The 12,638-nt window shown below is 72.2% G+C and carries 1 pseudogene; it reads left to right on the top strand.

Annotated features, from left to right (window positions below):
- Positions 1-4: 4 nt before the first annotated feature.
- Positions 5-12,580 (top strand): annotated as a pseudogene (locus tag PGH47_RS38110) (type I polyketide synthase); the annotation flags it as partial.
- Positions 12,581-12,638 lie beyond the last annotated feature (58 nt).

Consider the following 12,638-nt stretch of genomic DNA (forward strand, 5'->3'; position numbering starts at 1 on the left):
CAAGCGGCTGACCACCGACCTTCGCCAGACCCGTCAGCGGCTGCGCGAGGTCGAGGCCCGGGACCACGAGCCGATCGCGATCGTGGGGATGGGCTGCCGGTTCCCGGGCGGGGTGGACTCGCCGGAGTCCTTGTGGGACCTGGTGGCGTCCGGCGGCGAGGGTGTGTCGGACTTCCCGGCGAACCGCGGCTGGGACCTGACGGGACTGTTCGGGGACGGCCCGGGCCGGTCGTCGTCGCGGCAGGGTGGCTTCCTGCACGACGGCGCCGATTTCGACGCCGAGTTGTTCGGGATCTCGCCGCGTGAGGCCCTCGCGATGGACCCGCAGCAGCGGCTGCTGCTGGAGACGTCGTGGGAGGCCCTGGAGCGGGCCGGCGTCGACCCGCTGTCCCTGCGTGGCTCGCGCACGGGCGTGTTCGCGGGGCTGATGTACCACGACTACGCCTCCCGCCTGCCGGCGACACCGGACGAGGTCGAGGGGCTGCTCGCCAACGGCAACGCGGGCAGCGTCTTCTCCGGGCGGGTGGCGTACGTCTTCGGCTTCGAGGGTCCGGCGGTGACCGTCGACACGGCGTGCTCGTCTTCGCTGGTGGCGATGCATCTGGCGTGCCAGTCCCTCAGGTCGGGGGAGTGCGACACGGCTCTCGCCGCCGGTGTGACGGTCATGGCCACCCCGGCCACCTTCGTGGAGTTCTCCCGGCAGGGCGGGCTGGCGTCGGACGGCCGGTGCAAGGCGTTCGCGGAGTCGGCGGACGGCACGGGGTGGTCCGAGGGCGCCGGTGTGCTCGTGCTGATGCGGCTGAGCGAGGCGCGCAGGCAGGGGCGTCCGGTGCTCGCGGTGGTACGGGGGACAGCCGTCAACCAGGACGGCGCGTCCAACGGCCTCACCGCGCCCAACGGGCCGTCCCAGCAGCGGGTGATCCGCCAGGCCCTCGCCAACGCCGGACTGTCACCGGCCGAGGTCGACGCGGTCGAGGCGCACGGCACCGGCACCCGGCTCGGCGACCCCATCGAAGCCCAGGCACTCCTCGCGACCTACGGTCAGGCCCGCGACGGCGACGCCGAGCCGGTGTGGCTGGGATCCGTGAAGTCCAACCTCGGGCACACGCAGGCCGCCGCGGGTGTCGCCGGTGTGATGAAGATGGTGATGGCGCTGGCCGCGGAGCGACTCCCGCGCACGCTCCACGCCGAGCGGCCGTCCTCCCACGTGGACTGGGAGTCGGGTGCGGTACGGCTGCTGACCGAGGAGCGGGCGTGGCCGCGAGGCGGGCGTCCGCGTCGGGCGGGCGTGTCGTCGTTCGGCATCAGCGGCACCAACGCCCATGTCGTCATCGAGGAGGCCTCGGCCGCTGCCGCCACGGCATCCGAAGTCACCCCGGAGCCCGACGAGTCCGCTGTCGAGGAGGCTGAGGCACCGGTCGTCCCGCCCCCGACGGTCGAACTGCCCGTGATCCCTTGGGTCGTCTCCGCACGCGGGGCCGACGCCCTGCACGCCCAGATCGAACGACTCGGCTCGGTCGACTCCGGCCCCCTGGACACCGGCTTCTCCCTGGCTGCCACGCGTGCCGCCCTCGACCACCGAGCAGTCGTCCTCGGCCACGACCTCACCGACTTGCGCGCACAGCTCGACGCACCCGTGATCAAGGGCACGGCGACAGAGGGCCGTACCGCCTGGATGTTCACCGGGCAGGGCAGCCAGCGCCCCGGCATGGGACGGGAACTCGCCGCCACCTACCCCGAGTTCGCCACCGCACTGGACGAGGTCTGCGCACTCCTCGACACCGAACTCGCCTTCTCGCAGCAGCCCCTGCGCTCCGTCCTCTTCGGTGACGACGAGAAGGCCCTCCAGGACACCGGCTACGCCCAGTCCGCCCTTTTCGCCCTGCAAGTCGCCCTCATCCGACTCCTGTGCTCCTGGGGCACCGAACCCGAGGTCGTGCTGGGCCACTCGGTGGGCGAGTTCGCCGCCGCCCACGCGGCCGGAGTGCTCGAACTCCCCGACGCGGTACGGCTGGTGGCGGCCCGCGCACGGCTTATGCGGGCCCTGCCCGAGGGCGGCGCGATGGCCGCGATCGAGGGCACGGAGGCGGAGGTAACCGAGCTCCTCACGGACGGCGTCGTCATCGCCGCCGTCAACAGCGCCACCTCGGTCGTCGTCTCCGGGCACGACGACGCCGTACGACAGCTGCTGGACGCGGCACGTCAACAGGGCCGCCGGGCCACGCCGCTGCACGTCTCGCACGCCTTCCACTCGCCGCTCATGGAACCGATGCTGGCGGAGTTCGCCGGCATCGCCGCCCAGGTGACCTACCACCGGCCCACCCTCCACGCGGTGAGCACCCTGACCGGCGCCGTGCTCGACGGCGACGACTGGACGACGCCGGACTACTGGGTACGGCAGGTGCGGGAGGCCGTACGCTTCCACGCCGCCGCCCGCACCGCCGTGGACGAACTCGGCGTCGCCCGCTTCCTCGAACTCGGCCCCGACCCCGTCCTCTCCGCACTGGTGGACACGGCCCCGGCGGCATCTGTGCTGCGCCGCGACCGCGACGAACGGGAGACGGCCCTCACCGCCGTGGCCGAGCTGTTCGTACGCGGCACGACGGTCGACTGGGCGGCCGTCTTCGCCGGCACCGGCGCACGCGAGGTGCCCCTGCCGACGTACGCCTTCCAGCGCCGCCGCTACTGGCTCGAAGCACCGCGCACCACCGCCGACGCCGCGGGCCTCGGCCTACGCCCCGTCCGGCATCCGCTGCTGGGTGCCGCCGTGTCCGTCGCCGACACCGACACGCTGCTGCTGACGGCACGGCTTTCCGTCGCCGACCAGCCGTGGCTGGCGGACCACGTCGTGGCCGGCACGGTGATCGTCCCCGGCACCGCGCTGCTGGAACTGGCGCTGGCCGCGGGGGAACGAGCCGGCTGCGACCGCATCGCCGACCTCACCCTCCACGCCCCTCTCGCCCTCCCGACGGACCGGCCGGTCGAACTCCAGGTGGGCGTGGAGTCCCCGGACGCCGCGGGACACCGAACCCTGCGCATCCACGCCCGCCCGCACGACACGGCCGACGAACTGCCCTGGACACTCCACGCCTCCGGCACCATCGCCGAGACCGGGCCGACGGGAGAGCCATGGGACCTGCGTGTGTGGCCGCCGCAGGACGCGGAGCAGGTCGAACTCAAAGGACTCTACGAGCGGTTGGAGTCGGCGGGCCTGTCCTACGGCCCGGCGTTCCGCGGCCTGGAGGCCGTATGGCGCTCAGGTGAGGACTGGTTCGTCCAGGCCACGCTGCCCGAGGCGGCCACCGACGGCGGCGAGGGATACGGCGTGCACCCGGCGCTGCTGGACTCGGTGCTGCACGTCCTGGGCCTGTGGGAGCACGACGGCACCCGACTGCCGTTCCTGTGGTCCGGCGTGGAACTGTCCGCCGTGGGCGCGTCCACGATCCGCGTCCGCGTGACGCCGCGAGGCGACGACACGGTCGAACTCCGCGTCGCCGACGCCACCGGCGAGCCGGTCGCCACGATCGACAGCCTCCTGCTGCGCCCGGTCGCCCTGACGGAGTCGGAGACCGGCGACTCGTTCGTCCGGGATGCACTGTTCCGCGTCGACTGGCGTCCGCTGGGCCGGACCGGGGACGCCCGGAGCACCGAATGGGCCGTCCTCGGCGGGGACACGGCCCGTTACGGCACCCGGTACACCGGCCTGGAGGCTCTGCGTACGGCACTCGACGCCGGCGCGCAGGCGCCGAACACCGTTGTTCTCCCGGTCACGACGGCCCCAGCACGCCCCCTCCGGGAGACCGTCACCGAGACACTCGGCCCCATCCAGGACTGGCTGGGGGAGCCGCGCCTCGCCGACTCCCGCCTGCTGATCGTGCTCTTGGGGCCGGCCGACGACGAGGGGCCCCTCACCGACCCGTCGGCGGCCGCCGTACGCGGCCTGGTCCGCACGGCCATGACCGAGCACCCGGGCCGTATCGCCCTCGCCGACCTCGACCTCGACCCCACCTCCTGGGAGACGCTCGCGGCAGTGCCGGAGACGGTGAGCGAGGTGCTGATCCGCCGGGGGAGTGCCCGGGTACCGCGCTTGGCCCGCCTCGCCGGCGGGGATGTGCTCATACCGCCGGTGGGCGTGGGTGCCGGCTGGCGGATGGACGTGGTCGCTCAGGGGCGGCTGGATGGTGTGGCGCTGGTGCCGGAGGAGCCGCGTGCGCTGCGAAGCGGTGAGGTGCGGGTCGCGGTGCGGGCGGCGGGCGTGAACTTCCGTGACGTCCTGAATGTCCTCGGCATGTATCCGGGTGATGCGGGGCGGCTGGGGCACGAGGGTGCCGGTGTCGTGGTGGAGGTGGGCCCGGAGGTGACCGGCCTTGCGGTCGGGGATCGCGTGATGGGGTTGCTGGACGGGGCGTTCGCTCCGACCGCTGTCACCGATGCGCGGCTGTTGGCGCGGGTGCCGGAGGGGTGGTCGTTCGAGCAGGCGGCGTCCGTCCCGATCGTGTTCCTGACCGCCTACTACGCCTTGGTGGACCTGGCCGGGTTGCAGGCCGGCGAGTCGGTGCTGGTGCATTCGGCCGCCGGTGGTGTGGGGATGGCTGCGGTGCAGTTGGCCCGGCACCTGGGTGGCGAGGTGTACGGGACGGCGAGTGAGCCGAAGTGGTCCGTGGTGCGTGAGCTCGGGGTTGCGGAGGAGCGGATCGCCTCGTCGCGGACCACGGAGTTCGAGGAGCGGTTCCGGCCGGGTGTGGATGTGGTCCTTGACTCGCTTGCCGGTGAGTTCGTGGACGCGTCGCTTCGGTTGGTGCGGCCCGGTGGCCGGTTCGTGGAGATGGGCAAGACCGACATCCGCGACGCCGACGAGGTGCGGGCCGAGCACGGCATCGACTACACCGCCTTCGATCTCATCGACGCGGGTCCCGACCGGATCGCCGAGATGTGGGCCGCGCTGCTGGAGCTCTTCGAGCGGAGTGCGCTGCGGCCGAACCCGGTGACGACTTTCGACGTGGGTCGGGCGCCGGAGGCGTTGCGTCTGCTGGGGCAGGCCAAGCATGTGGGGAAGGTTGTGCTGCGGGTGCCGTCGCCGTGGGGTGGCGAGGGCACGGTGCTGATCACCGGCGGGACGGGTGGGCTGGGTGCGGAGGTCGCCCGGCATCTGGTCGCTGTGCACGGTGTACGTGATCTGCTGCTGGTGTCGCGGCGCGGTGCGGCGGCTCCGGGCGCTGGTGAACTCGTGGCCGAGCTCGAACAGTTGGGTGCTCGAGTCGGGATGCGGGCTTGTGATGTGGCCGATCGTGAGTCGCTGGCCGCGGTCCTGGATGGGGTTGACCTGTCGGGTGTGGTGCATGCGGCGGGTGTGCTCGATGACGGGCTGATCGGTGATCTGTCGGCCGAGCGTGTGGGTCGTGTGGTGGCCGTGAAGGCCGAATCGGCCCTGTATTTGCATGAGTTGACGGCTGATCGTGAGCTGTCGGCGTTCGTGCTGTTCTCGTCGTTCGCCGGAGTCGTCGGTAACGCCGGTCAGGCGGCGTATTCGGCGGCGAACAATGTGCTGGATGCCCTGGCCCTGGTCCGCAGGGCCCAGGGTCTGCCTGCTGTTTCGCTGGCGTGGGGCATGTGGGCGAACGCCGATGGTATGGGCGGCACTCTTGGTGAGGCCGAGCTGGAGCGTATGGCGCGCCAGGGCTTCCCGGCGCTGGAGACGAGTGAGGGGCTCGCCCTCCTCGATGCCGCGCTGCTCGTGAACGAACCGGTCGCCGTCCCCGTAGCCCTGCGTACGTCGGCGCTCGGCGAGGTCGGCCACGGTGCTCTGCCAGCCGTCCTGCACGAACTGGTGCCGCTCCGGGCACGTCGTCGTGCTGTCGGAGCTGCTACCGCGGCCGGTGGTGAGCTGGCACGTCGACTCGGCGGGTTGGTGCCTGCTGAACAGCGCAGGGCTGTACTGGAGTTGGTCCAGGCGCAGGTTGCCGTGGCGCTCGGTCATGCGTCGGCTGCGTCCGTGGACGAGACCCGCAGTTTCAAGGACCTCGGGTTCGACTCCCTGACCGCGGTCGACCTGCGCAACCGACTCGGTTCCGCGACCGGCGTCACCCTCCCCGCCACCCTCGTCTTCGACCACCCGAACCCCAACTCACTGACCGACTACCTCCTCGAACAGGTCCTCGGCGAGATCACCGCACAGACCCCCTCGCAAGCGCGTGGTCATGCGGCGACGGCTGTCGATGAGCCGGTGGCGATCGTGGGCATGGGCTGCCGTTTCCCGGGTGGGGCGGATTCTGCTGGGGGGTTGTGGGATCTGGTTGCGGAGGCCAGGGACGGGCTGTCGTCGCTGCCGACGGATCGTGGCTGGGACCCGGCCCTGTTGGAGGGCCTGGCCGCGGTCGGTGGTTTCCTCGATGGTGCGGCGTTCTTCGACGCGGAGTTGTTCGGGATCTCGCCGCGTGAGGCGTTGGCGATGGATCCGCAGCAGCGGTTGCTGTTGGAGACGGCGTGGGAGGCGTTGGAGGACGCGGGGATCGATCCGTCGTCGCTGCGGGGCACCGCGACCGGCGTCTACGCCGGCGTCTCCGCCAACGGCTACGGCAGCGGCACGGTCGACGATCCGCAGGGCAACACCGAGGGGTATCTGCTGACCGGCAGCACACCCAGCGTCGCGTCCGGTCGCCTGGCTTACGCCCTGGGGCTGGAGGGCCCGGCGATGTCCGTGGACACCGCCTGCTCGTCGGCTCTGGTTGCCCTGCATCTGGCCTGCCAGGCGTTGCGGTCGGGTGAGTGCGATCTCGCGTTGGCCGGCGGCGCGACCGTCATGGCGACGCCGACGATCTTCCTGGAGTTTGCCCGGCAGGGCGGGTTGGCGGGTGACGGTCGGTGCAAGTCGTTCGCCGATGGGGCTGATGGGACGGGCTGGGCCGAGGGCGGCGGTGTTCTGGTCCTGGAGCGGTTGTCGGATGCCCGGCGGAACAACCATCCGGTGCTGGCGGTGGTGCGGGGCTCGGCGGTCAATCAGGACGGTGCGTCGAACGGGCTGACCGCGCCGAACGGACCCTCGCAGCAGCGGGTGATCCGGCAGGCATTGGCCGCCGCGGGGGTGGACGCCTCCGAGGTCGACGCCGTCGAGGCGCACGGCACGGGCACCCGGCTCGGTGACCCGATCGAGGCTCAGGCGCTGCTTGCCACTTATGGTCGGGCCCGCACCGACGACGAACCACTGTGGCTCGGCTCCATCAAGTCGAACATCGGGCATGCGCAGGCGGCTGCCGGTGTCGCGAGTGTGGTGAAGATGGTGATGGCGCTGCGGGAGCAGGTGCTGCCGCGGACGTTGCATGTCGATGAGCCGTCGTCCCATGTGGACTGGTCGGCGGGTGCGGTGGAGCTGCTGACGGAGGAGCGGGCCTGGCCGCGCGGCGAGCGTCCGCGTCGGGCAGGCGTCTCGTCCTTCGGTATCAGCGGGACCAACGCCCACGTCATCCTCGAAGAAGCCCCGGCGGCTTCTTCGCCGCGCAAGCCGGGCGCCGCGTCCGAACTTCCGGTGACGCCGTGGGTCGTGTCGGCTCGCACGGCCGACGCCCTGCGTGCTGCTACGGCACGGCTGGCAGCGCACGCCCATGACAGCAGTTCTGCGGACGTCGGGTTGTCGCTGGCCACGACCCGGGCCGCGCTGGAGCACCGGGCGGTGCTGCTTGGCCGTGATGGTGACGTGCTGGGGTCGGGGCTCGTGGTGAGCGGGGTGGTCAGTGAGGGCCGTACGGCGTGGATGTTCACCGGTCAGGGCAGTCAGCGGCTCGGTATGGGGCGTGAACTGCATGCCGCCTACCCGGAGTTCGCTCGTGCCTTTGATGCGACGGTGGCGCTGCTGGAGGCCGAGCTGTCGGGTGTGGACGGTTTCCCGCTGCCGTTGCATGAGGTGCTGTTCGCGGATGAGGGTCTTCTCGATCGCACGGGTTACGCGCAGGCGGTGTTGTTCGCGGTCCAGGTGGCGTGCGTCGAGCTGCTGCGGTCGTGGGGTGTGGCGCCGGATGTGGTGCTGGGGCATTCCATCGGCGAGTACGCGGCCGCGTATACGGCGGGTGTCTTCGAACTGCCGGATGCCGTGCGGCTGGTGGCGGCTCGCGCCCGCCTCATGCAGGCGCTGCCCGAGGGTGGTGCGATGGCAGCGGTCGAGGCCGATGAGGCGGAGGTCGCCGAGTTGCTCGCTTCCGACGTGACGATCGCCGCCGTCAATGGACCTACCGCCGTAGTGGTCTCGGGGAGCGAGGAGGGTGTCGAGCGGGTCATGGCTGCGGTTCGTGAACGCGGGCGCCGGGTCACCCGCCTTCGTGTCTCGCACGCCTTCCACTCCCCGCTCATGGAGCCGATGCTCGACGAGTTCACCACCGTCGCCGAGCAGATCACCTACCGTCGCCCCGTGCTCGCGGCGGCCTCATCGGTCACGGGTGAGGCCGTCGGCGAGGCCGACTGGACGACCCCTTCCTACTGGGTCCAGCAGGTGCGTCGCACCGTCCTCTTCCACGACGCTCTGGCCACCGCCACAGGATCGCTGGGCGCCGGACGGCTGCTGGAGATCGGCCCCGATCCGGTGCTGAGCGGGCTCGTGGACCCGGCGACCGCGCCGTCCTTCTCCGTGCTGCGCAAGGGGCGCCCGGAGGCCGAGACGCTGCTCACGGGACTCGCCGAGCTCTTCGTCCGGGGGACGCGCGTCGACTGGGCGGCCCTGTTCGAGGGCAGCGGCGCGCGCCGGGTGGCGCTGCCGACGTACGCCTTCCAGCGGCAGCGCTACTGGCTGGAGCCGTCCCGCGCCGCCGCCGACGCACGCGGCCTGGGCCTCGCCTCCGCGGAACATCCGCTGCTCGGCGCGGCCGTCACCGTCGCCGGGTCCGACACGCTGCTGCTCACGTCCCACCTGTCCGTCCGTACGCATCCCTGGCTCGCCGACCATGCCGTGGCCGGCGACGTCGTCGTACCGGGCACGGCGTTCGTCGAGCTCGCCCTCCAGGCCGGTGACCGTGCCGGTTGCGGGCGCCTGGCCGAACTCACCCTCCAGGCGCCCCTCGTCCTGCCGCCGGCCGGAGGCGTCACCGTCCAGATCACCGTGGAGCCCCCGGCGGCGCATGACGTGGATACGAGGACCCTCCGCATCTACGCCCGGCCCGACGACGCCGCCCCCGACCAGCCCTGGACCGCGCACGCCACCGGCCTTCTGGACGACGCGGCAACCACGCCTCCGGCCACACCCGAGCTGCGCGCCTGGCCGCCCGCCGGGGCCCGTGAACTCGACCTCGCCGGCCTCTACGAGCGACTTCACCAGTCGGGCCTCTCCTACGGCCCCACCTTCCGCGGCCTGGCCCGTGTGTGGACCTCCGGCGACGACCTGCTCGTCGAAGCCGCCCTTCCTGAGCCCGTCACGGGCGAGGCCACGGCCTTCGGGCTGCACCCGGCGCTCCTCGACAGCGTGCTGCACGCCCTCGCGTTGCGCGCGGGGGACGGGCAGGGGGCGCTGCTGCCGTTCCTCTGGTCCGGTGCCGCGTTCCACACCGTCGGCGCCGACGTCGTCCGGGCCAGGCTCACCCCGCGCGGATCCGACTCGTACGCGCTGTATGTCGCCGACGCGGCCGGCGTCCCCGTCGCCGTGGTCGACTCGCTGGTGCTGCGGCCCGTCTCGGTGGCCGACCTGACCCGCGCGGCCACCGGCCCGGACGGCCTGTTCCGCCTCGACTGGGTGCCGGCGCCCGCCACCGACCGACCCGAGACCGCGCGCACCAGTCACTGGGCCGAGACCGCGCACACCGGCCACTGGGCCGTGGTCGGCGACGGGGACACGGCCGCGTGGCGCGCGTCCGGCGTGCCGACCGAGCACTACGCCGACCTGGACGACCTCATCGCCGCCATGGAGGCGGGCCAGGCCCCACCGGCGGTCGTCGGACTGGTGGTCGCTCCCAACTCTGGTGAAGTCCTAAGTCCGGTTGCTGATCTCCTGGGTGCCATGCGGACCTGGCTCGCACACGAGCGATGGGCCGACACGCCCCTGGTGGCACTGACCACCGGCGCGGTCGCCCTGCACCACGCTTCCGGCACCGACGCCCTGGACCTGTCCGGCGCCGGTGCCTGGGGCCTGGTCCGGTCGGCGATCAGTGAACACCCCGGCCGCCTCGCCCTCGCCGACGTCGACGGCACCGCGGCCTCGTACCGCGCCCTCGCCGAACGCCTCACCCCCCTGGAGGAACCCCAACTCGCCCTCCGCGAGGGCGAAGCGTGGGTACCGCGCCTGGCTCGGATGGCTTCGGGCGGCGTCCTCGTGCCGCCGGCCGCGACCCCGGGCAGGACCTGGCGCATGGAGGTGGCCGGGCAGGGCCGCCTCGACGGCGTCGCACCGATCACCGAGGAGCCGCGTGTCCTCGGCCCCGGCGAGGTGCGAGTCGCCGTGCGGGCCGCGGGTGTGAATTTCCGTGACGTGCTGAACGTGCTGGGCACCTACCCCGGGGACGCCGGACGGCTCGGGCACGAAGGTGCCGGTGTCGTCGTCGAACTTGGCCCGGAGGTGACCGGCCTCGCGGTCGGTGACCGGGTGATGGGTCTTCTCGACGGGGCGTTCGGCCCGCTGGCCGTCTCGGACGCCCGACTGCTGACGCGGGTGCCGGAGGGGTGGTCCTTCGAGCAGGCGGCGTCCGTGCCGATCGTGTTCCTGACCGCCTACTACGCCCTGGTGGACCTCGCCGGGCTCAAGCAGGGCGAGTCCGTGCTGATCCACGCCGCAGCGGGCGGTGTCGGCATGGCCGCCGTACAGCTGGCCCGCCACCTGGGGGCCGAGGTGTACGCAACGGCGAGCGAGCCGAAGTGGCCGGTCCTGCGGGACCTCGGAATCGATGACGATCGGATCGCCTCCTCCCGGACGACCGAGTTCGAGCAGCGCTTCAAGTCGGGCGTCGATGTGGTGCTGGACGCGCTCGCCGGTGAATTCGTGGACGCCTCGCTGCGGCTGGTGCGGTCCGGTGGCCGCTTCATCGAGATGGGCAAGGCGGACGTACGCGACCCGGAACAGGTGGCGGCCACGCACCAGGGCGTCACCTACCGGGCGTTCGACACGTTCGACGCGGGTCCGGAACAGATCGCCGGGATGTGGGCGGCGCTGCTCGATCTGTTCGAGCGGGGCGCGCTGCGGCCGGTGACGATGACTTCGTACGACCTGTGCCGGGCGCCGGAGGCGTTGCGTCTGCTGGGTCAGGCCAAGCACGTCGGGAAGGTCGTGCTGCGCGTGCCGTCGCCGTGGGGCGGCGAGGGCACGGTGCTGATCACCGGCGGGACCGGTGGGCTGGGCGCGGAGGTCGCGCGGCACCTGGTCACCGAGCACGGCGTGCGAGACCTGCTGCTCGTCTCCAGGAGCGGGCTGGACGCCACCGGTGCGAACGAACTCCGCAATGAATTGGCGGAGTTGGGTGCCCGGGTGGAGGTGCGGGCGTGTGACGTCTCCGACCGCGCCGCACTGGCTGCCGTACTGGACGGCGTCGAGTTGTCCGCTGTGGTGCATGCGGCGGGCGTACTGGACGACGGTCTTGTCGCCGATCTGACGCCTGAGCGGCTGGCCGGTGTCATGGCCGCGAAGGTCGAATCGGCCCTGCATCTGCATGAGTTGACGGCCGATCGTGACCTGTCGGCCTTCGTTCTCTTCTCCTCCTTCGCGGGTGTCGTGGGCAATGCCGGGCAGGCCGCCTACTCCGCCGCGAACAACATCCTCGACGCCCTCGCCACCACCCGCCGCGCCCAGGGACTGCCTGCGGTATCGCTGGCCTGGGGCATGTGGGAGGCCGGTATGGGCGGGCGATTGCCGCAGGCTGATGTGGCGCGGTTGCGGCGTGGGGGACTGCCGCCGTTGGCCGCGCGTGAGGCGTTGGCACTGATGGACGCCGCGCTCGTCGTCAACGAACCGAACGCCGTCCCCGTCGCGCTGCGCGCCACGGCGCTCTCGGGGGGCCTGGTGCCTTCCGTGCTGCGGGACTTGGTGCCGTCGACGGGGCGGCGTTGGGGCGCCGCTGCGTCGGGTGGCGCCGCCGATGGTGGTGGCCTCGCCGAGCGGCTGCGTGGGCTGGGCTCGGTCGAGCGGGACCGAGTGCTGCTGGACGCGGTGCTGGCGGAGGTCGCCGGCGTGCTGGGGCATGCCTCGGCCGGGGCGGTGGACGCGTCGCGGGCGTTCAAGGAGCTGGGCTTCGACTCGCTCACGGCCGTGGACCTGCGTAACCGACTGAACGGCGTGACCGGGCTGCAACTGCCCGCCACCCTCATCTTCGACCACCCCACCATCCTGTCCCTGCGCGACCACCTCGGCGCGGAACTCGCCCCCGCCGACGACGGGGACACCACCTTCCTCATGGGCGAGTTGGACAAACTGCGGACGGTCCTCGCCGAGACCGCACCGGCCGCTGACGACGACGTGCGCGCCGCGATCGGCGACCGGCTCCAGCAACTGCTCGCCACATGGTCCGCGGGCGTCGGCGAAGGCAGCGGGCAAGACGCGGACAACAAGGTCGTACTCGACGAAGCCACCGACGACGAGCTCTTCGCCCTGCTCGACGACAAGCCCTGGGTCGCCGAATGACCGGCCCGCCGCTCCCCGCTCCGCCCCGCCCCGGCCGCCGGGCCGAGTCCCCCGACCC

Origin of the sequence: Streptomyces sp. HUAS 31, assembly GCF_028198125.1 — a bacterium.
GTDB lineage: Bacteria > Actinomycetota > Actinomycetes > Streptomycetales > Streptomycetaceae > Streptomyces > Streptomyces chartreusis.